Raw genomic sequence first — 22,007 nt, 5'->3', positions numbered from 1 at the left:
CCCGCCGACCCCGCACCGAAAGCCGTCTGGAAGCGTAGGCATGCCGACCGAGGACAGCGTGGACGCGGGCGTCCGCACGATGCTGCTGCTCATGCCGCGCCTGGTCGGGACCGCCAAGCGCATCAAGCCGCCGCCCGAGCTCGCCGGCTTCGACCTGGCGCCGCGGCACCTGTCGCTGCTCGCCTACCTGCTGCTCGACGGGCCGCTAGGCGTCAACGAGCTCGCGCGGCGGCTGGAGGTCGCGCCCGCGACGGTCAGCCTCATGGTCGGCGACCTCGGCCGGCAGGGCATCCTGGAGCGCCGCACGGACCCCGCCGACCGGCGCCGCGCCATCGTCGCCGTCACCCCCCGGCACCTCCCGGCGATCAACGACTGGCTGGGGCGCAGCGCGGGCGCCTGGCGCACCGCCCTGGAACCCCTCTCCCCCGCGGAGCGCCGGATGTTCATCGACACCCTGCTGACCTACGAGCGCGCGCTCACCGAGGCCCGCGACGGGTGAAGGCATCCAGGTCGGCGGGGGTGTCGATGTCGTCGGGCACCGCGACGCCGTCGCACGGCACGGGCGTCACCAGGTCCGGCCGGGAGCGCAGGAACGCCCGCGCGCCCCGGTCGCCCACCGCCGACCCGGCCGCCGCCGCGACGTGCTCGCCCGCCAGCAGGACGGGGTTGCGCGGCGCGCCGCCGTAGGTCGCCACCGCGATCCGCGCGCCGTCCCGGTACGCGGCGATCAGCCGCCGGACCGCCGCGGCCGTCACCCCCGGCTGGTCGACGAGCGCGACGACCACCGCCGGGCAGCCGGGCGGCAGCGCGCCCAGCCCCGCGCGCAGCGACGACCCCATGCCCTCCCGCCAGTCCGGGTTCGGCACCACGACCGCGCCGACCGCCTCCACGGCCGCGGCCCCCGACACCACGAGCACCGGCGCGCAGCCCGCCGCCCGCAGCATCCGCACGCCCCGGTCGACGAGCCGCTCGCCGTCCAGCTCCAGCAGCGCCTTCGGACGGCCGAACCGGCGGCCCGCCCCCGCCGCGAGCAGCAGCCCGGCCGGGGGCGCCTCACCCGGCATCGGGCGGCTCCGCGCCGTGGATCCGGCCCCCGGTCTCGGTCAGCGGCCGCCCCGACCCGCCCCAGCGGAGCTGCACCAGCTCCGCCGCGATCGACACCGCCGTCTCCTCCGGCGTCCGCGCGCCGAGGTCCAGCCCGATCGGCGACCGCAGCCGGGCCAGCTCGTCCTCGCCGAGCCCCGCCTCCCGGAGCCGCGCCAGCCGGTCGTCGTGGGTCCGGCGCGACCCCATCGCGCCCACGTACCCGGCCTCCGTGCGCAGCGCGATCTCCAGCAGCGGCACGTCGAACTTCGGGTCGTGCGTCAGCACGCAGATCGCCGTCCGCTCGTCGACCGGCTCCTCCGCCAGATACCGGTGCGGCCACCGGACGACCACCTCGTCGGCGTCCGGGAACCGCTTCGGCGTCGCGAACACCGGACGCGCGTCGCACACCGTCACCCGGTACCCGAGGAACCGGCCGATCCGCGCGACGGCCGCCGCGAAGTCGATCGCCCCGAACACCAGCAGCCGGGGCGGCGGCGCGAACGCGTGCACGAACACCTCCAGCTCGTCCAGCCGCCGCTCCCCCTCCCGCCCGTACCGCCGCACCCCCGTGACGCCCTGCGCGAGCATCCCCCGCGCGTCGTCGTCGACCGCCGCGTCCAGCCGCGCCGCGTGCGCCGCGCCGGGCGCGAGCGTCCCGGACGCCCGGTCCGGCCACACCACCCGCCGCGCGCCGACCCGGCCGGGACCCCCGACGACCGTCGCGACCGCGACCGGATCGCCCTTCCCGACGGCCGCGGCGACCTCGCCGAACTCGGGGAACGACTCCGGGCCGACGGGCTCCACCAGCACGTCCAGGATCCCGCCGCACGTCAGCCCGACGGCGAACGCGTCGTCGTCGCTCACCCCGTACCGCCGCACCACCGCCTCGCCGGACGCCAGCACCTCCCGCGCCACCTCGTACACCGCGCCCTCGACGCACCCGCCGGACACGCTGCCGGCCGCCTCCCCGCCCGCCGACACCGCCATCGCGGCCCCCGCCGGGCGCGGCGCGCTGCGGAACGTCCGCACCACGGTCGCCAGCCCGAACGTCTCCCCGGCGGCGAACCACCCGCCCACGTCCCCGAGCACGTCACGCATGACCGCCTCCGCTCCCGACGGCCCCACCCACGTCGTCCGGCACTTCACTCATCGCACGCCATCTTCCCCGCCAACCCGGCACCACCGCGCCCTGCACCGAAAAAGGTCGCTCCCCGCACGCACCGGCAGGCACGCCCGAACCCCGCATGGCGCAACGGGCGGCGCGGGGGTGCGGCGTTCGGCCGGCCCGCGCGGTCGGGGGCGCGGCCTTCTGCCGCCGGGCGGCTGCGGGTGCGGTGGGGGCCGTCAGGCATGGGGGGCCGTCCTTCCGGTGCCCGCGACGAGGCGGGCCAGGTGCTCCAGGGCGGCGAGGCTGTGCCCGGACGTGAAGGCGTCGACGTGCGGGAGCGCCGCGGCCATCCCCGCGGTGAGGGGCTCGTACCCGGGGCGGGCCTGGTGCGGGTTCGCCCAGATCACCCGGTGCGCGAGCCGGTGCAGGCGGGCCATCTGCCCGCCGAGCAGGGCCGCGTCGCCGCGCTCCCAGCCGTCGGACGCGATGACGACGATCGCGCCGCGGGCCATGCCGGGATGCCCGAACCGGTCGAGGAACTCGCGCAGCTCCTCGCCGAGGCGGGTGCCGCCGCTCCAGTCGGGGATCGCCGCGGACGCCGCCGCCAGCGCCGCGTCCGGGTCGCGGGCGGCCAGCTCCCGGGTGACGCGGGTGAGGCGCGTCCCGGCGGTGAACGCCTCCGCCGTCCGGCCGCCGGACCGCACCGCGGCGTGCGCGAACCGCAGCAGCGCGTCCGCGTACGGGGCCATCGAGCCGCTGACGTCGACGAGCAGCACGAGCCGGCGGGGGCGCGGGCGGGGCGCGCGGCGGCGCAGCAGCGCCGTCTCGCCGCCGCGCCGGAGCGTCTCGCGGACGGTCCGGGGCGGGTCCGGCCGCCCGGCGGGCGCGGGCGCGAACCGGCGCGAGCGGCGGAGCTCGGCGCCCGCGTCCAGCAGCGCGATCAGGCGAGCGACCTCGGCGCGTTCGGCGGGCCCGAGCCGCGCCACGTCCCGGTCCCGCAGCACCTCGGCGGGGCTCGCGGTGACCGACCGGGCGTCCCCGGCGTCGCCGCCGCCCGCCTCCGGCACCGGTACCGGCGCGGGGCGCACGGCCACCGGGGGGCGGCGCGGCGGGCGGGGCGCCTCGCCGGAGAAGTACGCGGCGAACGCGCGGTCGTAGCGGGGCAGGTCGTCCGGGCCCGCGCACAGCGTGAGGCGTCCCGCCCAGTACACGTCGGACGGGTCGAGGACGTCGAGGTGCCGCAGCGCCGCGACCATCGCCTGGAGGCGTGCGGGGTCGGCGGCGCCCCCCGCCGCGCGGAGCGTCCGGGCGAACCCGGCGAGCGTCCCGGTCACGTCCGTGCCCGCCCTGTCGGCACCGGCCATGTCAGCCCCCGGCCAGCAGCGCGCCGCCGCGCTCCTGGTCCTCGCGGTACTTCAGGACGGCGCCGAGCGTCACCGCCGCCGCGTCCGGATCGAGCTCGCGGGCGCCGAGGGCGAGCAGCGCCTCGGTCCAGTCGATGGTCTCGGCGACGCCCGGCGGCTTCAGCAGCCCGCCGCCGCGCAGCCGCCGCGCGGCGTCCGCGACCTGCCCCGCCAGGTGCGCGGTCGCGTCCGGCAGCCGCCGCCGGATGATCGCGACCTCCCGCTCGAACGGCGGATGCTCGAGCCAGTGGTAGAGGCAGCGGCGCTTCAGCGCGTCGTGCACCTCGCGGGTGCGGTTCGACGTGACGACCACGACCGGCGGGCGCTCGGCGCGGATCGTCCCGAGCTCGGGCACGGTGATCGTGAAGTCGCTGAGGATCTCGAGGAGGAACGCCTCGAACTCGTCGTCCGCGCGGTCCAGTTCGTCCACCAGCAGGACGCTCGGGGTCGTCTCCAGGGCGCGGAGCAGCGGGCGGGCCAGCAGGAACCGGCGGTCGTACAGCTCGCCCTCGAGCCGGGCGGCGTCGGCCGTCCCGGCGGCCTCGGCGGCCCGCAGGTGCAGGATCTGGCGCGGGAAGTCCCAGTCGTACAGCGCCTGCGACGCGTCGAGCCCCTCGTAGCACTGCAGCCGGATCAGCGGCGCGCGCAGCGCCCGCGCGAGCGTCTTGGCCAGCTCGGTCTTGCCGACCCCGGCCTCGCCCTCCAGGAACAGCGGCCGCCCCATCCGCAGCGCGAGGAAGCACGCCGTGGCGAGCCCCTCGTCGCAGAGGTAGTCGTGCCGGTCCAGCAGGCCCGCCAGCTCCGCCGGCGAGGCGACCGCCCCGCCCGGCACCGTGTCCGCCACCACATCGCCAGGCTATACACCGTGACCGCGCCCGCCCAGAGCGCGCGGGCGGTTTCCCGACTGTCACCTCCGCGCCGGTGGACAACCCGCGCCCCCCGTCGGACGCTGACCGCGACGGACGGTGCACGGAGAGGGACGGGCATGCGCGACGGTTCGCTCGCCGCGCTCGTGGCGCTCGGCGCGTTCCACGGGCTGAACCCGGCGATGGGCTGGCTGTTCGCGGTGACGCGCGGCCTGCAGGAGCGCAGCCGCCCGCTCGTGGTGCAGGCGCTGCCCGCGATCGCCGCGGGGCACGCGGCGTCCATCGGCGCCGTCGCGGTCGCCGTCGCGCTGCTCGGCGCGGTCGTCCCCGCCCGCGCGCTGGCCGCGGGCGGCGGGCTCGTGCTGGTCGGCTTCGGGGCGTGGCTGCTGCTCGGGCGCCGCGCGGCGCACCGCGCCCCCGCCCCGGTGGGGCTGTGGCAGCTCGCGGGCTGGTCCTTCGTGATGTCGTCCGCGCACGGCGCGGGGCTGATGCTGGTGCCGCTGCTCGCCCCGTCGGCGGCACCCGCCGCGGGCCACCACCACCATGGGCTCGCGGACGCGTCCGGCGGCGCGCTGTCGGCGGGGATCTTCGTGACGGGCGTGCACACGCTCGCGATGTTCGCCGTCGCGGGCGTCGTCGCGGTGCTCGTCTACGACCTCGTCGGCTCGGCGATCCTGAAGCGCACGTGGTGGGACCTGGACCGCCTCTGGGCGGCCGCCCTGCTGATCGCCGGGGCCTTCACGCTCGCCACGGCCGCCTGACGCCTTCCGCGGCGGGTCAGTCGGGGTCGGGCGCCTCGGCGCGGGCCTTGAGGAGCGCGGCCAGCTCGGCGACCTGGCGGGCGGCGAGCTTCTTCTCGGCGCCGTTGATGCCCATCACGCCGAGCGCGGTGCCGTCGGACAGGTCGAGGCGCGGCCAGGGGTCGCCGACGGTCATCGTGACGTCGAGGACCTCGGGCCACTCGAGGCGCCGGGTGCGGAACGCGTTGACGACCGTGAGGCCCGCCTCGTCCGCCGTGACGCGGCAGCGGGCCAGCATGTGCAGGACCCACGCGAGGCCGAGGCCGAACAGCACCATCAGGACGCGGTCGACGACGGTGAACTGGGGTGCCACGAACACGGCGAGCACGATCATCGCCAGGATGATCGCGCCCGCCGTGGCGTAGGCGACGAGCCGGGTGGTGCGGGGACGCCACGCGGTCGGCAGGGCCGGGGTCTCAGTCAACGATCTTGGAGATGGGGATTTCGAGGATGTCGTGGGCGCCCGCGGCCTTCAGCGCCGGGATCAGCGTGTTCACGCCGCGCTTGGCGACGACCGACTCGACCGCGTTGGACTCGCCCCCCGCGAGCGACGTGACCGTGGGCGACGACATCGACGGCATGATGTCCAGGACGGCCTGGAGGTCGGACTGCGCGACGTTCAGCTTGAGCAGGACGTTGCCCCGCGCGCGGATCGCACCCTGCAGCAGGAGGGCGACGTCCTCCATCGCGGCGCGCTTCTGCGCGTCCTCGTACGCCTCGCGGTTGGCGACCAGCTCGGTGTAGCTCGTGAGGAGCGTGTCGAGGATCCGCAGGCCGTTCTTGCGCAGCGACGAGCCGGTCTCGGTGAGGTCGACGATCGCGTCGACGATGTCGGGGACCTTCGCCTCGGTCGCCCCGTAGGACGGGACGACCCGGGCCTTCACGCCGTGCTTCTCGAGGAAGCGCTCGGTCATCGCGGGGAACTCGGTGGAGATCCGGACGCCCTCGGGCAGGTCGGACACGCTCTGCCAGGGCGCGTCCTCGGGCACCGCCATGATCACGCGGACCGGGTTGGACGTGGCCTTGGAGTACTTCAGCTCGCCGAGGCTGACGACGTCGGAGTCGGTCTCGGTGATCCAGTCGCGGCCGGTGATGCCGAGGTCGAACAGGCCCTGTTCGAGGTAGGTCGGAATCTCCTGCGGCCGCAGGACGCGGACGCGGTCGATGCGCGGGTCGTCGATGGAGGCGCGGTAGTCGCGGTCCGAGGCGCGCCGGACGGTGAGGTCGGCGGCGTCGAACAGCTGCATGGTCGCCTTCTCCAGCGACCCCTTGGGCAGGACGAGTGACAGCACGGAAGTTGCCTTTCGATGGGATGCGTTACGGGATTCCGGGGACGTTCAGGAGCCCGAATGCTCCAGGCCGTACCCGGCGTGACCGTGATGCCGCAGACCTCGCAGGGTCAGTGCCGTGTCGAGTGCGGCCACAGTCGCCTCCCATCCCTTGTCCTCGCGGCTGCCGGGCAGCCCGCTGCGCTGCATTGCCTGCTCAATGGTGTCACATGTGAGGACTCCGTTGCCCACCGGAGTCGACTCGTCGAGCGCGACGCGTGTCACACCGGCCGTCACCGAGTCGCACACGTAGTCGAAATGGGCCGTCTCGCCCCGGATGACCGCGCCGAGGACGACGACGGCGTCCAGGTCGCGGGCGAGCTGCTGCGCCACGACGGGCAGTTCCAGCGCGCCCGCGACGCGGACGACCACGGGCTGGTCGATCCCGCACGCCTTCGCGGCCGCGAGCGACCGCTCCAGCAGCGGGTCGGTGATCGGCTCGTGCCAGCGGGTGCAGACGACGCCGAGCGTGAGCCCGGCCGCGTCGACGACGGTGTCCTCGGGGCGTCCCGCGCCGCTCATGAGAGTCCCTCGATGTCGTGTCCGAGACGGTCGCGCTTGACCGTCAGGTAGCGCCGGTTGTCTTCGGTGACCACCACCGGCATGGGCTCGCGGTCCAGCACGTCCAGGCCGAAGCCGTGCAGGCCGCGGAGCTTCGCCGGGTTGTTGGTGAGCACCCGTATCGAGCGTACGCCCAGGTCGCGCAGCATGTGCGCGGCGTTTGAGTACTCGCGCGCGTCGGCGGGCAGGCCGAGCTCCAGGTTGGCGTCGACGGTGTCGGAGCCGGCGTCCTGGAGGGCGTAGGCGCGCAGCTTGGCCAGCAGGCCGATGCCGCGGCCCTCGTGGCCGCGCAGGTACAGCACGACGCCGCGGCCCTCCTGCGCGATGCGCTCCATCGCGGCGTCGAGCTGGGTGCCGCAGTCGCACCGCTCGGAGTGCAGGACGTCCCCGGTGAGGCACTCGGAGTGCGCGCGGACCAGCACGTCGGCGCCGTCCCCGAGGTCGCCGAGGACGAGCGCGACGTGCTCGCCGCCGTCCACGGCGCTGGAGAACCCGACGGCGCGCCACGTCCCGTACCGGTTGGGCAGCCGGGTCTCCACGACCCGGGTGACGAGCGGCTCGGTGCGGCGCCGGTGGTCGACGAGCTGCTCGATGGAGATCAGCTTGAGGCCGTGCTCCTTGGCGAACACCTGCAGTTCGGGGAGGCGCGCCATGGTGCCGTCCTCGTTGACGACCTCGGCGAGGACGCCCGCCGGGGCGAGGCCCGCCATCCGGGCGAGGTCGACGGCGGCCTCGGTGTGGCCGCGCCGCCGCAGCACGCCGCCCTCGCGGTAGCGCAGCGGGAAGATGTGCCCGGGACGGACGAGGTCGCGCGGCTCGGACGCCGAGTCGCACAGCGCCCGGATCGTCTTCGCGCGGTCGGCGGCGGAGATGCCGGTGGTGACGCCGTCGCGGGCGTCGACGCTGACGGTGTAGGCGGTGCGCATCCGCTCGGTGTTCTGCGCGGTCATCAGCGGGATCTGCAGCCGGTCGAGGTCGGCGCCCTCCATCGGGACGCAGATGACCCCGCTGGTGTGGCGGATCGTGAACGTCAGCAGCTCCGGCGTCGCCTTGGCGGCGGCGAAGATGATGTCGCCCTCGTTCTCGCGGTCCTCGTCGTCGACGACCACGACGGGACGTCCCGCCGCGATGTCGGCGACCGCCGCCTCGATGTCGTCGAAGACGCCGTTTCCGTTGCCGACGGTCCCGTTGCCGATGATCCCGTTGTCGATGGTCCCGTTGCCGCTCATGCGGTCACCGCCTTGTCCTCGGGGGTTGTGCGCGGGGCCCGGACCTCCCGGGACTCGCGGAGCCAGTTGCGGAGCCCGGCCATCACCATCACGAAGAAGATCCCGTAGACGGCGCCGGAGACGTACAGCCCGGACTGGAGGGCCAGCGGGACGCCGACGAGGTCGACCAGTACCCACACGACCCAGAAGTCGACCAGTGCGCGGCTCTGCGCGAACGTCGCGACCGCGCTGCCGACGAAGATGTACGCGTTCGCCCACGGCGACCAGGCGATCTCCAGCCAGGCCAGGTGGGTGAACAGCTGAGCGACGACCGCGGTGCCGAGCAGCAGCACCGCGACCAGCACGATCCGCTCGCGGGCCGTGGCCTGCCGGACGACGAGCCCCTCGCCGCCGCGCCGCCCGCTCGTCCAGCGGTGCCACCCGTAGAGGGCCAGGCCGCAGAACAGCACCTGCTTGAGCGCGTTGCCGGGGACGTCGGCGTGCAGGGACGCCGCGAGGAGCAGGAGCGCGCCGGTGAGCTGCACCGGCCACGTCCAGATCGTCTTGCGCATCGCGAGCCACACGACGGCGAGGGAGAGCGCGTTGCCGATGAGATCGGTCCACAGGACGTGCTCGCCGAAGACGGTGAAGCTCGCGTCGAGCCAGCTCATGCGCGGTCGCCCAGCATGCGCTCGACGTACTTGGCGACGACGTCGACCTCGAGGTTCACCGGGTCGCCGGGCTCCTTGCGGCCGAGCGTGGTGAGCGCGAGCGTCGTCGGGATCAGCGCGACGCTGAACCGGTCGGCGCCGGCCTCGACGACGGTGAGGCTGATGCCGTCCACCGTGATCGAGCCCTTGTCGACGAGGTAGCGGCCCAGGTCGGCCGGCAGGGACACCGTGACGACGTCCCAGCGCTCGCCCGGTTCCCGGGAGATGATCGCGCCCACGCCGTCCACGTGGCCCTGGACGAGGTGCCCGCCGAGCCGGTCGGACAGCCGGACGGGACGCTCCAGGTTCACCTTCGAGCCCGGTTCGAGCGCGCCGAGGCTCGACTTGTCGAGGGTCTCCTTGATGACGTCGGCGGTGAAGACGCCGTCCCGGACGTCCACGACCGTGAGGCAGACGCCGTTGACCGCGATCGACGCGCCGTGGACGGCGTCCTGGGTGACGAGGGGGCCGCGGATCGCGAGCGCGACCGAGTCCCCCTGGGGCTCGATCGACGCGATCTCGCCGAGCTCCTCGACGATGCCGGTGAACACTCCCGGGCCTCCTACTCGAAAGGCTCCGGGGTACGGCAGATATGCCCACTACACCCCTGAACAGGGGCGTACCGCGCGCTGCCTCCCATCCGGACTTTCACCGTCGGTCCCGGAGTTCCACCGGGTCAACCGGCCGATGGTTTCGGCCGGGTCGCGGACTGTCACCGCCGGTTCGGAATTGCACCGACCCCGGAGCACGCGTTCATGCTTGCCAACCAGTGTGCCATGCCTCGCATTCCCCGCTTCTGTGAAAATCGCCACGACCGGGGCCGCGCCCGCCCTCCACGGGCACGCCGGAGGGCGGGCCGACCGCCCCGCGGAACGGAGAAAAGGCAGGTCAGCGGGCCTCCGCGTCGGTCTGGTCCGCCGCGGCCCGCAGCGCCTCCACCGCCTCCGGGACGTCCGCGTGCGCGGGGATGATCCGGTCGATGCCGGTCATGCTCAGCAGCCGGGTGAGGCGGGCGGGCACCGCGGCCAGCGTCAGCGAGCCCTGCTCGGCGCGCAGCCGGCGGTAGAGCCGGATGAGCGCGTTCAGGCCGCTGGAGTCGCAGAACGGCACCCGCGACAGCTCCAGGACCACGTGCGGGTGCCCCTGGCCCGCGGCGTCCAGCGCCGCGTCGGCCAGCAGCGGGCCGTTGTTCAGGTCGAGTTCGCCCGCGACGGCCAGCACGGCGATCGGTCCGTGCCGCTCGACGACGGTCACGTCCAGCGCGATGCTCACGGTTCTCCCTCCTCGTCCGTCCGGGACGGGCGCGTGCCGGGCCCGGCGCGGCCGCCGGCGCCCGCCGGGCCCGGGGACGCGGTCGTGGCGAGGAACGCCGCCTCGCCGTGGCTTCCGGTGACGGTCTCCGGGGCCCCGGGCCCGCCCCCGCCGCTTCGGGACCGCCACGCGGTCCGGGCGGCGCCGTCCGGAACGGTCGCACCCGGGGAACGCAGTCTCATGACGGTGAAATGCCCTCCGGTTCCCGCCCGTACCGCGTTTCGGCCGGATTCCGCGGGAACCCGCCGCGCGGCGGACTCTGTTGCCCTATGGCAACTTTCACGCTAGTTGTTGTCTGCGCGGTCGGCGAACCCGAGGGAGGCCGGCGGGACGGCGGCGGCGCGTGACTCCGCCGGTCCCGGCCGCCCCTTCCGCCGGGTGGCCCGGCGTCGATGCGGGGGGAGCGGCGGCGGTGGAGGCCCACCGTCGTCGCTTCGCCGCCGCGCGCCCGCAGCCGGACGTGCGCGGCCGGACGTGCGCGGCCGGGCGCTCCGCGGGCAGGCGAGGGCCGTCAGGCGAGGGTGAGGCCGTCCGGGCCCGGCGCGACGGCCGTCAGGCCCTCGATGACGTGGTGGGCCTCGCCCAGGGCCTCGCGCGGATGGCTGGTCGTGACGGCGACGACGGTCGCGCCCGCGGCGCGCCCGGCCGCCACCCCGGCGGGGGCGTCCTCGACGACCACGCACGCGGCCGGGTCGGCGTCGAGCAGCCCGGCGGCGCGCAGGTAGCCGGCGGGGTCGGGCTTGCCGTGCCGGACGTCCTCCGCGGTGACCACCACGTCGGGCAGCGGGATCCGCGCGGCGGCGGCGCGGGCGGCGAGCTGCCCGCGGTCCATGGACGTGACGAGCGCCCAGGGCAGCCCGTCCATGCCCGTGAGGAGGTCGACGGCGCCGGGGAGGGCGGTGATGCCGTCGGTCCCGGCCGCCTCCAGGGCGTCGAGGCGCGCGGCGGCCTCGGCGACGCGGTCCGGCGGCAGGAAGTCGGCGATGCGGTCGCCGGTGCGGCGGCCGTGCGAACCGGCGAGGAACACGTCGGCGTCGATGCCGTACTCGGGCGCCCACCGCCGGGCCGCGTGCTCGACGAGGGGCGTGGAGTCGATCAGGGTGCCGTCCACGTCGAACAGGACGGCGGCGCACGGCAGGCGCGTCACGCCCGTCACCAGTCGGCCTTGGCGGTCGCCTCCTCCGCCTGGCCGCGCAGGCGGCGGACGGCCTCGGCCGGGTCGTCGGCGCCGTAGACGGCGCTGCCCGCGACGAACACGTCGGCGCCCGCCTCGGCGCACCGCTCGATCGTCTCGGCGCTGACGCCGCCGTCGACCTGCAGCCAGACCGGCAGGTCGCGGCCCTTGATCAGCTCGCGGGCGCGGCGCACCTTCGGCAGCACGACGTCGAGGAACTTCTGGCCGCCGAAGCCCGGCTCGACGGTCATCAGCAGCAGCATGTCGATCTCGCCGAGGAGGTCCTCGAAGCCGTCGACGGGCGTGGCCGGGTTCACCCCGAGGCCCGCGCGCGCCCCGGCGGCGCGGATGGCGCGCAGGGTGCGGATCGGGGCCTTGGCGGCCTCGGCGTGGATGGTGACGCTGCCCGCGCCCGCCTCGGCGTACTGGGGGGCCCAGCGGTCGGGGTCCTCGATCATGAGGTGGCAGTCGAGCGGGAGAGCGCTGCTCTCGAGCAGCGACCGGACGACCGGGAGCCCGAGGGTGAGGTTCGGGACGAAGTGGTTGTCCATGACGTCCACGTGCACCCAGTCGGCGGAGTCGGCGATGCGCGCGACGTCCTCCGCCAGTCGGGCGAAGTCGGCGGACAGGATGCTGGGTGAGATCTGCGGAGCCATGATGCGACGAGTCTATTGCCGGGGGCCGGGCGGTCCGTCACCCGGTCGGGTGACGGCGGGGGCGACATCGGGCCGCGCCCGCTCCGCGAGGCCCAGGCGGCCGAACGCCGCGGCCGTCCCGGCCGTCACCCACAGGGCGACGAGCGCCTGGACGGCGAACGCCCGGGCCGGGTCCGGGCCCCCGAACGGCAGGTTCAGCGCGAGCAGCGGCAGGGCGCCCGCGACGCCGACACCGATCCGGGCGAGGCCGCGCGGGACCGTCCCGCCGGGGCCGGGCAGGCCGCGCCGCGCGGCGATGGACAGGCCGGCGAGCAGCCCGGCCAGGGCGCCGGTGATCATGGCCGCCTGGGTGAGGCTCGGCGCCTCGATGTCGCCCCCGGCCTCGATGATGGCCCGCCGCCACTCGGCGGGGTAGCGGAAGTCCTCGACGGGCTGGAACGCGACCCAGGTGACGCCCAGCAGCAGCAGGGACGCCCCCAGGGACAGCAGCGTCTGGGCGAGCACGCGCTGCCGCCCCCACCACGCGACCACGGCGGGGCCGGCCGTCAGCGCGAGCAGCAGCAGCGCCCCGCCGATCGCCCAGCCCGCCAGCACCTGCCACACCGAGTGCGCGCCCAGGTACACGCGGGAGACACCGATCAGGACGATCATGACGACGGCGCCCGCCCACGGCAGCGGCCGCCGCGCCCGCGACGCCAGGAACCCCCACGCGACGATCCCGTTCTGGGCGTGGCCGGACGGCATCCCGAACGACGAGTGCGCCGCGAGCCCCTCGACCGACGGGTCCGTCCAGAACGGCCGCGGATCGTGGAACACCAGCTTGAGCAGCGTGTTCAGGACCGCGCTCAGCAGCAGGAGCACCGCGCCGCGCGCCGCGAGCCGCGGTGCGACACACCAGTACAAAAGCACCAGCAGCGGGACGTAGAAGGCCGCGCTCCCCGCGGCCGAGACCGCGTGCATGAAGCCGGTGAGCACGGACCCCCCTCCTCGGCGGCCGGGCTGGACGGCGAACCCGGGCCCTCGTCAGGGTGAACGTCAGACCCGGCGCAGGAGTGCCAGGAACATCGCGTCGGTGCCGTGCCGGTGCGGCCAGAACTGCGCGTACGGGCCGTCGCCCAGGCCGGCGAGGCCCGGCGCGATCCCCGCCAGGACGGCCGGCGCGTCGAGCCGCTCGGCGCCGCCGTGCTCGCGGACGACGTCGTCCACCACGACGCGGGTCTCCGCGAGATGCGGCGAGCACGTGACGTAGGCCACCGCCCCGCCCGGCCGGGTCGCGTCGAGCGCGGCCGCGAGCAGCCGCCGCTGCAGCGGGCCGAGTTCGGCGACCGCCTCGGGACCGCGCCGCCACCGGGCCTCCGGGCGGCGCCGCAGCGCGCCGAGGCCGGTGCAGGGCGCGTCCACCATGACCCGGTCGAAGGCGCCGGGCCGCCACGGCGGCGCGGTGCCGTCGGCGGCGAGCACCCCGGCGCGGCCGTCCACGGCGCCCCGCACGAGGCCCGCCCGGTGCGGCTGGACGTCGGCGGCGACCAGCCGCGCGTCCCGCCGCGTCGCGACCGCCGACAGCAGGCCCGCCTTGCCGCCCGGGCCCGCGCAGACGTCGGCCCAGCGCGCGTCGCGCCCCTCCACCGGGACCTCGGCGAGCGCGAGCGCGACGAGCTGGCTCGCCTCGTCCTGGACGGCGGCGCGGCCCTCCCGGACGGCGGCGACGGCGGACGGGTCGCCGTCCGGCAGGACGGCGCCGTACGGCGAGAACGGGGCCGGTTCGGCGCCCGCCTCGACCAGCTCGGCGACCTCGGCGCGGCCGGGGCGGGCGACGAGCGTCACCCGCGGGCGGGCGTTGTCGGCGGCGAGCAGGTCCTCGATCTCGGCGGCGCCCACGGCGTCGCGCAGCGCCGACACGATCCACTTCGGGTGGCTGTGCGCGACCGACAGCCGCGCGACCGGCTCGGCGTCCGGCGGCGCGACGATCGCGAGCCAGCCGGCGAGGTCGCGCCCGGCGACCTTGCGGAGCACCGCGTTCGCGAACTTCGCCTGGCCGGGCCCCGCGACCGAGCGCGCCAGCTCCACGGTCGTGCCGACGGCGGCGTGCGGCGGGATGCGGGTCGCGAGGATCTGGTGGGCGCCGAGCCGCAGGACGTCCAGCAGCGGGGCGTCGATGCGGCGCAGCTCGCGGTCGCTGCACAGCGCCAGGACCGCGTCGTAGGTGCCGCGGCCGCGCAGCGTCCCGTAGGTCAGCTCGGTGGCGAGCGCGGCGTCGCGCCCGGTGAGGTCGCGGTCGCGGAGCCGGGCCGGCAGCAGCAGGTTGGCGTAGGCGTCGCGGGTCTCGACGGCGCGGATGACGTCGAAGGCGGTGCGGCGGACGAGGTCCTGCGGGCGTCCGGTGCGGCGCGGGCCGCCGGGGCGCCGCCCGGCGCCGCCGTCGCCCCGGCCCCGGCCGCGGCCGTTCCGGTTTCCGCCGTGTCCGCGGGTGGTGTGCGGCATCAGTGCAGCGCGTCCTCACCGTCGATGGCGGCGCCCCGCGCCCAGTCGGCGGCGGGCATCGGCCGCTTGCCGGGCGGCTGGACCTCGCCGAGGACGACCGGGTGCGTGGCCGTCCCGACCAGCACCTCCGCCTTGCCCGCCCGCAGCCGCCCCGGCGGCAGCGGCGCCGCGTCGGGCGGCGCCGGGCGGACGGGGCCGAGCTTCAGCCGCGCGTCCCGGAACTCCGTCCACGCGCCCGGCGCGGGCGTGCACGCGCGGACGAGCCGGTCGACGTGCCGCGCCGGGGACGTCCAGTCGACGCGGGCGTCGCCGGGGGTGAGCTTCGGGGCGTGCGACACGCCCTCGCCCGGCTGCGGGCGCGCCTCCAGCACCCCCGCCTCGATGCCGTTCATCGTGTCCAGCAGCAGGCCCGCGCCCGCGACGGCGAGGCGTCCGAGCAGGTCGCCGGAGGTGTCGTCCGGCCGGATCGGCTCGGTCAGCACCCCGTACACCGGGCCGGTGTCGAGCCCCTCCTCGATCTCGAACGTGGCCGCGCCCGTCACGTCGTCGCCGTGCAGGATGGCGCGCTGGACGGGCGCCGCGCCGCGCCACGCGGGCAGCAGCGAGAAGTGCAGGTTCACCCAGCCGTGCCGGGGGATGTCGAGCGCCTCCCGGGGCAGCAGCGCCCCGTAGGCGACGACCGGGCAGCAGTCGGGGGCGATCTCCCGCAGCCGGTCGAGGAACTCGGGGTCGCGGGCCTTCGCCGGCTTGAGCACCTCGATCCCGGCGGCGGCGGCGCGCTCGGCGACGGGGCTCGCGGTGACGCGGCGGCCCCGGCCCGACCGCCCGTCCGGCCGGGTGACGACGGCGGCGACCTCGTGGTCGGAGGCCAGCAGCGCGTCCAGCGACGGCAGCGCCGTGCCGGGCGTGCCCGCGAAGACGAGCTTCATCAGAGCGCCTTCCCGAGCGTGCGGTGCGGCGACTCCTTCACGACCGGCGCCGGCTCGCCGAACCACTCGGCCTCGCGGATCGCCTTCATCGCGGCCTTGCGCTGCTCCGGGTCCATCCGGTCGATGAACAGCACGCCGTCCAGGTGGTCGGTCTCGTGCTGGACGCAGCGCGCCAGCAGGTGCGTGCCCTCCAGCGTGATCGGCTCCCCGTGCATGTTGAAGCCCTTCGCGACGACCCCGACGGCGCGGGGCGTCGGGAACGCCAGGCCGGGCAGCGACAGGCAGCCCTCGTCGTCGGTCTCCTGCTCGTCCGACAGGTCGAGGGTGGGGTTGACGACGTGCCCGAGGCGGTCGTCCACGTAGTAGGTGAACACCCGCAGGCCGACGCCGAGCTGCGGCGCGGCCAGCCCCGCCCCGGGGGCGTCGATCATCGTGTCGGTGAGGTCCTTCACGAGCTTGCGCAGCTCCTTGTCGAAGTCCTTCACCGGCTCGGCGGGGGTGCGCAGCACGGGGTCGCCGAAGAGGCGGATGGGCTTGACGGCCAAGGAGGGCTCCGTTTCCTGCAGGGTCGAACGCTCGATCGTGGGACGTACCGTCCAGTTTACGGAGGCGTCAGGCGGATCGCGCCTTGTAGGCGGCGGTGCGGGCGGTCTTCGCGACGGTCCGGTCGGGGTGGTGGTCCCCGAGGGCCTCCAGCACCTCGACCAGGTCCGGGTGCTCGATCCGCCACAGCTCGTCCACCATGGCCGCCATGTCGGCGTCCGCCGGGACGTCGGCGAGCGCGGCCTCGACGGCCTCGGCCGGGTCGGCGGCCTCCATCATCCCGGCGACGGTGTCGACGAACACCCACAGGTACTCGCCGCGGGTCAGCTCCCGGCCCTCCGGGTCGCCCGCCGCCGAAAGCCACATCGCCGCGTACGGCGCGGCGAGCGGATGCCCGGCCGCGGCGCGCACGACGGGCGCGGCCTCCGCGCCGATGCGGTGCAGGACGGACGCCGCGAGGCTGCGGGCGCCCGGACCGCCGGTCCGCATGACGTCGAGGAGCTCCGCGGCGGCCGCGGACGCGTCCCGGCCGTCCAGCCAGCCGCCGATCTCCTCGTCGGCCGTGTCGGGGCGATGCCAGACGAGGCCCGCGACCAGCTCCGCCGCCGTCGCGTCCGCCAGGTCGCCGACGACCGGCGCCAGGAACCCGTCGGCCACCAGCAGCTCCCGGACGGCCCACACGGCGAGCGGCGTCAGCGCGCGGCCGCCCGCGTCCCCGGCCGGCTCGACGATCCCCCACTCCGCCAGGACGTCCAGCTCGCGGCGGAACGCGTCGGCGAGGAGCCGCGACATCGCCGCGCCCTCCTCCTCGACCACGTACTGCTCCCCGATGTGGTCGATCATCGCGGCGACGAGCTCGTCCGGCGGGGTCGGCTCGTCCTGCTCGTACAGGTGGATCAGGACGCCGGTCAGCGCGTTCTGCACCAGCTCGCCGGCGTCGAGCCCGTCCTCGTAGTCGTGCTCGGGCACCGCGACGGCGTCGAACAGCGGCAGCCACGCGGCCAGCAGCACGGCGTCGTCGGCGGACCGCAGCCCCGCCAGCGCCGCGCCGGGCGCGGCGCGGCCGCCCTCGACGTCGATCGCCTCGGCGGCGGCCGCCGCCCACCAGAGCCGCTCCAGCTCGCCGTCGCCCCCGTCGTCCGGCGCCTTCAGCCCGAGGACGCGGCGCGCCTCCGCGGCGTCGCCGTCGGTGAGGGTCTCGTGCTCGGTCAGCTCCCGCTCGCCCGTCCACTCGGCCAGCGCGACGACCGCCGCGGTGAGCCGGGACGCGCGCGCCGCCGCGGCCAGCTCGGCCTCCGGCGCGATCCGCACCGGCGGGACGACGCGCTCCTCGACCTCCCGCAGGTACTCCTCGGTGCGCGCGAACCGCTCCGCCTCCGGGAGGCTGTCGAACTCGCGCACCCAGCTCTCCACGGCCTCCCGGTCGTCCATGGCGACGCCGTCGGCCCGCATCAGCCCCGCCACGACCTCCGCGGCGGCCTGCTGCTCGGCGGCGTCGAAGTCGCCGACGATCTCGGTGAACTCGGGCGCGGCGCGGTCGATCTCCATCTCCAGCGCGGCCGCGTCCGGCGCGGTGACCGCCCCGGAGTCGCGCAGGTACGCGACGACGCCGCGCAGCGCCGCCAGCACGGTGGGGACGTCGTCGGCGGCCGCGACGACCGCCTCGGGGAACACCTCCAGCAGGAGGCTCCGGAGCCGTTCGGGGGTCAGCTCCCCCGGGCCCGGCAGTCCCAGCTCGTCCCGCATCAGCTCCAGCAGGATCCGCGTGCCCTGCTCGTCGAGCTTCTCTCCGCGCTCGTCCGCCCACCGCCGCAGGTCGCGGTCGGTCGACTCCACCCAGTTATCGGCCACCGGATCACCCTATTGGTCAGATCAGCTCCAGGGGGTCGATCTCGACGCGTACGGCCTCCGCCGCTTTCCGCGCACTGCGAACGCCGCGGGCCTCCTTCAGCGCGCGCGCCAGCGCCGCACCGTCGCGCGGCGCGACGCGGACGAGCGCGCGCTCCCGCTCGGGGCCCTCGGCCCGCTGCCCGCCGGGCGCCGCCGCCACCGGCACGGGCCCCAGCACCTCCGCGCCGTCCGGGAGGCGCGCGTCGGCCAGCAGCTCGCGGATCGCGGCGGGCGCGCCGGTCAGCGACGCCATCCGCACCGCCGGCGGGAACCCCGCCTCGCGGCGCTCGGCCAGCTCCCGCTCCGCGAACGTCACCGGGTCCCACCGGACGAGCGCCTGCACCGGCGGCAGCGTCCCGTCCGCCCCCACGACCACCGGCCCCCCGGGGCGGACGAGCGCCGCCGCGTTCATCCAGCGGCGCAGCGCCTCCTCGGCGGCCCGCAGGTCCGGGCGGCCCAGCAGGACCCAGCCGTCCAGCAGCAGCGCGGCCGCGAACCCGTCCTCGGCGGCCGGCTCCGCGCCCGGCGTCGCCACCACCAGGGCCCGCTCCGGGCCGATCCGGTCGAGGACCGCGTCCCGCCCCGACGTGCGCACCGGCACCCCGGGGAACGCGCGGCCCAGCTCCTCGGCCGTCCGCTTGGCGCCCACCACCATCGCGCGCAGCCGCGGGGACCCGCACTCCCCGCACCGCCAGTCGCCCGCGATCCGCCCGCACCACCGGCAGTACGGCGCGGCGTGCGACGACGGCAGCGCCAGCGGCCCCTGGCAGGCGCCGCACCGCGCGGGCGTCCGGCACCGGACGCACGCCAGCCCCGGCACGTACCCGCGCCTCGGCACCTGCACCAGCACCGGCCCGCCGTCGAGGGCGCGCCGGGCCGCCTGGAACGCCATGTTCGGCAGCCGCGCCGTGCGGGCGGCGGCGTCCCGCGCCAGCTCCCCGTCCTCCCCCGCGAACCGGACGCGCGGCATGACCTGCCGGATCCGCGCCCGGTCGGGGGCGAGCGCGTGCGCCCAGCCGGTCTCGACCAGCCGGGTCGCCTCGGTCGTCCGGGTGAACCCGCCGAACAGCGCCGCCGCGCCCGACCGGTGCGCCCGCAGCGCCAGCACCTCGCGCGGGTGCGGGTAGGGGGCGTGCTGCTCGGCGTGCACGTCGTCGCCGTCGTCCCACAGGACGACGAGGCCGAGGTCGGCGACGGGCGCGAACATCGCCGCGCGCGTCCCCACGACCGCGCGCGCCGTGCCGCGCAGGACCGCCAGCCACCTGCGGTACCGCTCCGCGGGCCCGGTCTCGGCGGTGAGGGCGACATGGCGCCCCTCCCCCAGCTCCTCGGCCAGCGCCGCGTCCACGCGCGCGACGTCGCGCCCGTCCGCCAGCACGACCAGCGCGCCCCGCCCGGCGCGCAGCGCCGTCGCGGCGGCCCGGGCGATCGCGTCCGTCCAGCGGGGCCCGGGCAGCGCCGTCCAGACCGCGCGCGGCGCCCGCCCCTCGGCCAGCGCGGTGAGGAACGACGGCCCGGCCGGGTACTCGGCCCACGGGCCCGGCCCCGCGTCCTCCTCCAGCGGGGGCGGCGGGTCCGGCGGCGGCTCGGCCTCGACCCGGGCGTGCCGCGGCGGGACGGCGAGCCGCACGACGTCCGCGAACGTCCCGGCGTACCGGTCGGCGACCTCCCGCGCCAGCGCGGCGACCTGCGGAGTGAGGACCGGTTCGGGCGATGTGACCCGTTCCACGTACATCAGGGCGCCCCGGTGGTCGCTCTCGGCGACCCGCTCGAGCAGCAGGCCGTCCACGAGCTGGCCCCGGAACCGGACCCGCACCCGGCACCCGGGCACCGCCTCGGCGTCGAGTTTCGCGGGCACCAGGTAGTCGAACGGCCGGTCGAGGTGCGGCAGCGGGATGTCGACGGCGACCCGCGCGACCGGCAGCTCCGCGGCGGGCGCCTTCGCGCCCTTCTTGGGCGGCTTCGCCGGTGTCTTGGCGGGTGTCTTCGCCGGCGTCCGCGGCAGGTCGGCGAGCCCGGGGATCAGTTCCGCTCCCCCGCTGTCTCCCCCGGCCGCCTTGGTCACGTCCCCGTCCTATCAGACCCCTCCGACCTCCGACGCCGGACCGCTCCCTGCCCGCGCCCCCCGCGTCCCACCGCCTACAGGCGGGATCTTTCCCGGACTGGGCAGGGAAGGGACGAGCGGTCCGTTTTGTGCCGGGGAGCGGTTGCGTGAATCATTGGCGGATGCCTCCCCTCCCCCTTTCCCCCACCGTGTCCCGGCAGGTCCCGTGAGCGTCGCGCGGGCGCCCGGGCGGGCGGAGGACCTGGCCGGGGACGTGCGGGCGGGGCGTCCCGGCCCGCCGGCGCCCGGGTGGCGGCGGTACGCGAGCGCCCGGCATCCGGTGACGGCGGCGGCGCTGACGGCCCTGGTGCTGCACCTGGCGTGGGCGCTGCTGCTCGCGACCGAGGGCGGCGACCTCGCCGCGCAGGCCGCCTGGACGGACTTCGCCGCCGCGCACCCCGGCGCCGCGTACAGCTTCTCCTGGTACGGCGGGATGCATCCCGTCTCCTACAGCGTCCTCTCCCCGTACGTGATGGCGCTGTTCGGGATCCGGACGGTCGCGACCGTGACGGGCGTCCTGTCGGCCGTGCTGACCGCGCACCTGCTCGTGCGGTTCCGCGCGCCGGTGGCGCTGCCCGCGGCGGTGTGGGCGGCGTTCGCGCTGGCCTGCAACAGCGCCTCCGGACGGACGACGTTCGGGCTCGGCCTGACGTTCGCGCTCGCGGCGACCGCCCTGGTGTTCACGCGGCGCGGCACGCCCGCGCGGCGGGGCGCCGGAATGGTCGCGTGCAGCCTGCTCGCGTCCCTGGCGAGCCCGGTGGCGGGGCTGTTCCTGCTGGTGCTGTCGGGCACGCTGGTGCTGACCCGGCGGTTCCGCGCCGCGGCCGCCGTCGGGGCGGGGCTGCCGGTGGTGTCCGGGACGACGAGCGTGCTGTTCCCGTTCGGCGGGGTGCAGCCGATCTCGTTCGACGCGATCGTGCTCCCGACGGTGGCGAGCGTCCTCGCGATCCTCGTCTGCGCGCCCGCGACGTGGCGGTTCGTCCGGCTGGGCGCCGGCGTGTACCTCGCCGGGATCCTGCTGACGTGGCTGATCCCCTCGCCGGTGGGCAGCAACGTGGAGCGCCTGTCGCTGCTGTTCGGCGGCATGTTCCTGCTGGTCGCCGTCGGGTGCGTGCGGGGCCGGGCGCGGCTGGCCGCGCTGTCGCTGGCGTTCGTCGTGACGGCCGCCTGGCAGGTCGTGAAGCCCGTGGACGACCTCGTCCACACCGAGCCCGCGGCCCGCGCCGCCGACCACGCGCGCGGCCTCGTCGCCGAGCTGGAGGCGCTGGACGCGGACGAGAGCCGCATCGAGGTCGTGCCGCTGCGGTCGCACTGGGAGTCGTCGGGTCTGGCCCGCGGGTTCGTCCTGGCGCGGGGGTGGAACCGGCAGGTCGACGCAGAACGGCACGGGCTGTTCTACGAGGAGGGCGCGCTCACCGCCGAGTCGTACCGCGACTGGCTGCACGAGTGGGCGGTCAAGTGGGTGGTGCTCCCGGCGCAGGAGGTCGACTGGGCGGCCGAGGAGGAGGCCGCGCTCGTCCGGTCGGAGCCGGCGTACCTGGCGGAGGTGTGGCGCGACGACCACTGGCGGCTGTTCCGCGTGCGGCACGCGACGCCGCTGGTGGGGGCGCCCGGCACGGTGGCGCGGCTGGACGCGGGGCGGCTCGTCGTGGACATGCCCGCCGCCGGGTCGGTGCCGGTGCGGGTCGCCTGGTCGCCGTGGCTGGACGTCGGCGGCGGCGCGTGCCTGCGCCGCGAGGGCCGGTTCGTGCGGCTGGAGGCCCCGGCGGCGGGCCGCTACACGCTCGCGGCCCGGTACGGCGCCCTGCGGCACGGCGCGCGCTGCCCGTCCTGAGGGCGCGCCGAAGGC

23 protein-coding genes and 1 riboswitch are annotated in these 22,007 nt (G+C 76.4%); of the genes, 3 read left to right on the top strand and 20 right to left on the bottom strand.

Annotation, left to right across the window (positions count from 1 at the left end; translation table 11 throughout):
• Window positions 1-40: 40 nt before the first annotated feature.
• Window positions 41-499, top strand: coding sequence for a MarR family winged helix-turn-helix transcriptional regulator (locus H505_RS0135800; RefSeq protein ID WP_026405792.1), 459 nt, complete (start codon window positions 41-43; stop codon window positions 497-499).
• Here the strand turns inward: H505_RS0135800 and H505_RS0135795 are convergent.
• From H505_RS0135795 to H505_RS0135780, 4 genes are all read right to left on the bottom strand, one after another.
• Entirely contained in the window at window positions 477-1,064 is a 588-nt protein-coding gene (locus H505_RS0135795; RefSeq protein ID WP_026405791.1) for a nucleotidyltransferase family protein, read from the bottom strand. The two genes, H505_RS0135800 and H505_RS0135795, sit on opposite strands and share 23 nt — an antisense overlap.
• Window positions 1,054-2,184 carry an XdhC family protein gene (locus H505_RS0135790; protein ID WP_026405790.1) on the bottom strand — a complete coding sequence of 377 codons (1,131 nt, stop codon included), beginning with the start codon at window positions 2,182-2,184 and terminating at the stop codon, window positions 1,054-1,056. Before H505_RS0135790 ends, H505_RS0135795 begins: the two co-directional genes overlap by 11 nt.
• 246 nt (window positions 2,185-2,430) lie before the next feature.
• A complete protein-coding gene (locus H505_RS0135785; protein WP_026405789.1) occupies window positions 2,431-3,558 on the bottom strand; it encodes a vWA domain-containing protein in 1,128 nt (375 codons plus the stop codon).
• Between the two features lies 1 nt (window position 3,559).
• Entirely contained in the window at window positions 3,560-4,444 is an 885-nt protein-coding gene (locus H505_RS0135780) for an AAA family ATPase (RefSeq protein ID WP_026405788.1), read from the bottom strand.
• A gap of 138 nt (window positions 4,445-4,582) precedes the next feature.
• Between H505_RS0135780 and H505_RS0135775 the strand changes: the two genes are divergently transcribed.
• Complete coding sequence (locus tag H505_RS0135775; RefSeq protein ID WP_026405787.1) at window positions 4,583-5,224, top strand: hypothetical protein; 642 nt, start codon at window positions 4,583-4,585, stop codon at window positions 5,222-5,224.
• 16 nt (window positions 5,225-5,240) lie between these two features.
• Here H505_RS0135775 and H505_RS0135770 read toward each other — a convergent pair whose 3' ends face one another.
• The 16 genes from H505_RS0135770 to H505_RS0135695 all read right to left on the bottom strand — a co-directional run bounded on the left by H505_RS0135770 (window position 5,241) and on the right by H505_RS0135695 (window position 20,119).
• The gene (locus H505_RS0135770; RefSeq protein WP_026405786.1) at window positions 5,241-5,687 is read right to left on the bottom strand and encodes a PH domain-containing protein; all 447 of its coding nucleotides are present in this window, start codon (window positions 5,685-5,687) and stop codon (window positions 5,241-5,243) included.
• Window positions 5,680-6,555 carry an ATP phosphoribosyltransferase gene (gene hisG / locus H505_RS0135765; RefSeq protein ID WP_026405785.1) on the bottom strand — a complete coding sequence of 292 codons (876 nt, stop codon included), beginning with the start codon at window positions 6,553-6,555 and terminating at the stop codon, window positions 5,680-5,682. The genes H505_RS0135770 and hisG overlap by 8 nt, the downstream gene beginning before the upstream one ends.
• A 45-nt stretch (window positions 6,556-6,600) precedes the next feature.
• A complete protein-coding gene (gene ribH, locus H505_RS0135760; protein WP_026405784.1) occupies window positions 6,601-7,113 on the bottom strand; it encodes a 6,7-dimethyl-8-ribityllumazine synthase in 513 nt (170 codons plus the stop codon).
• Window positions 7,110-8,381, bottom strand: coding sequence for a bifunctional 3,4-dihydroxy-2-butanone-4-phosphate synthase/GTP cyclohydrolase II (locus H505_RS0135755; protein WP_084551184.1), 1,272 nt, complete (start codon window positions 8,379-8,381; stop codon window positions 7,110-7,112). Before H505_RS0135755 ends, ribH begins: the two co-directional genes overlap by 4 nt.
• Window positions 8,378-9,031, bottom strand: a complete 654-nt coding sequence (pnuC, locus tag H505_RS46540; protein WP_034521343.1) for a nicotinamide riboside transporter PnuC — start codon at window positions 9,029-9,031, stop codon at window positions 8,378-8,380. The genes H505_RS0135755 and pnuC overlap by 4 nt, the downstream gene beginning before the upstream one ends.
• The gene (locus H505_RS0135745) at window positions 9,028-9,621 is read right to left on the bottom strand and encodes a riboflavin synthase (RefSeq protein WP_026405782.1); all 594 of its coding nucleotides are present in this window, start codon (window positions 9,619-9,621) and stop codon (window positions 9,028-9,030) included. The genes pnuC and H505_RS0135745 overlap by 4 nt, the downstream gene beginning before the upstream one ends.
• Window positions 9,622-9,692: 71 nt before the next feature.
• A riboswitch (FMN riboswitch) is annotated at window positions 9,693-9,823 on the bottom strand.
• A 135-nt stretch (window positions 9,824-9,958) separates the two neighbouring features.
• Window positions 9,959-10,342, bottom strand: a complete 384-nt coding sequence (locus tag H505_RS46535) for an STAS domain-containing protein (protein WP_051301527.1) — start codon at window positions 10,340-10,342, stop codon at window positions 9,959-9,961.
• The gene (locus tag H505_RS0135735) at window positions 10,339-10,563 is read right to left on the bottom strand and encodes a hypothetical protein (protein ID WP_026405781.1); all 225 of its coding nucleotides are present in this window, start codon (window positions 10,561-10,563) and stop codon (window positions 10,339-10,341) included. Before H505_RS0135735 ends, H505_RS46535 begins: the two co-directional genes overlap by 4 nt.
• A gap of 329 nt (window positions 10,564-10,892) precedes the next feature.
• Entirely contained in the window at window positions 10,893-11,528 is a 636-nt protein-coding gene (locus H505_RS0135730; protein ID WP_034521614.1) for an HAD-IA family hydrolase, read from the bottom strand.
• A 5-nt stretch (window positions 11,529-11,533) separates the two neighbouring features.
• Window positions 11,534-12,211 (bottom strand): ribulose-phosphate 3-epimerase, encoded by a 678-nt coding sequence (gene rpe, locus H505_RS0135725; RefSeq protein ID WP_026405779.1) that lies wholly within the window; start codon window positions 12,209-12,211, stop codon window positions 11,534-11,536.
• Window positions 12,212-12,223: 12 nt separating this feature from the next.
• Window positions 12,224-13,186, bottom strand: coding sequence for a phosphatase PAP2 family protein (locus H505_RS52590; protein WP_051301526.1), 963 nt, complete (start codon window positions 13,184-13,186; stop codon window positions 12,224-12,226).
• Between the two features lie 60 nt (window positions 13,187-13,246).
• Entirely contained in the window at window positions 13,247-14,692 is a 1,446-nt protein-coding gene (locus H505_RS0135715) for an RsmB/NOP family class I SAM-dependent RNA methyltransferase (RefSeq protein WP_026405778.1), read from the bottom strand.
• Window positions 14,692-15,621 carry a methionyl-tRNA formyltransferase gene (fmt, locus tag H505_RS0135710; protein WP_026405777.1) on the bottom strand — a complete coding sequence of 310 codons (930 nt, stop codon included), beginning with the start codon at window positions 15,619-15,621 and terminating at the stop codon, window positions 14,692-14,694. The genes H505_RS0135715 and fmt overlap by 1 nt, the downstream gene beginning before the upstream one ends.
• The gene (def, locus tag H505_RS0135705; protein ID WP_026405776.1) at window positions 15,621-16,166 is read right to left on the bottom strand and encodes a peptide deformylase; all 546 of its coding nucleotides are present in this window, start codon (window positions 16,164-16,166) and stop codon (window positions 15,621-15,623) included. The genes fmt and def overlap by 1 nt, the downstream gene beginning before the upstream one ends.
• A 67-nt stretch (window positions 16,167-16,233) precedes the next feature.
• Entirely contained in the window at window positions 16,234-18,015 is a 1,782-nt protein-coding gene (locus tag H505_RS46525) for a hypothetical protein (protein WP_157433254.1), read from the bottom strand.
• A 16-nt stretch (window positions 18,016-18,031) separates the two neighbouring features.
• The gene (locus H505_RS0135695; protein WP_084551182.1) at window positions 18,032-20,119 is read right to left on the bottom strand and encodes a primosomal protein N'; all 2,088 of its coding nucleotides are present in this window, start codon (window positions 20,117-20,119) and stop codon (window positions 18,032-18,034) included.
• A gap of 205 nt (window positions 20,120-20,324) precedes the next feature.
• Here H505_RS0135695 and H505_RS46520 point away from each other — a divergent pair, with 205 nt between their 5' ends.
• Entirely contained in the window at window positions 20,325-21,992 is a 1,668-nt protein-coding gene (locus H505_RS46520; RefSeq protein WP_245592718.1) for an MFS transporter, read from the top strand.
• Window positions 21,993-22,007: the final 15 nt, after the last annotated feature.

It is taken from the genome of Actinomadura rifamycini DSM 43936 (genome assembly GCF_000425065.1).
Lineage (GTDB): Bacteria > Actinomycetota > Actinomycetes > Streptosporangiales > Streptosporangiaceae > Spirillospora > Spirillospora rifamycini.
This window is presented reverse-complemented; position numbering and strand designations above follow the sequence as displayed.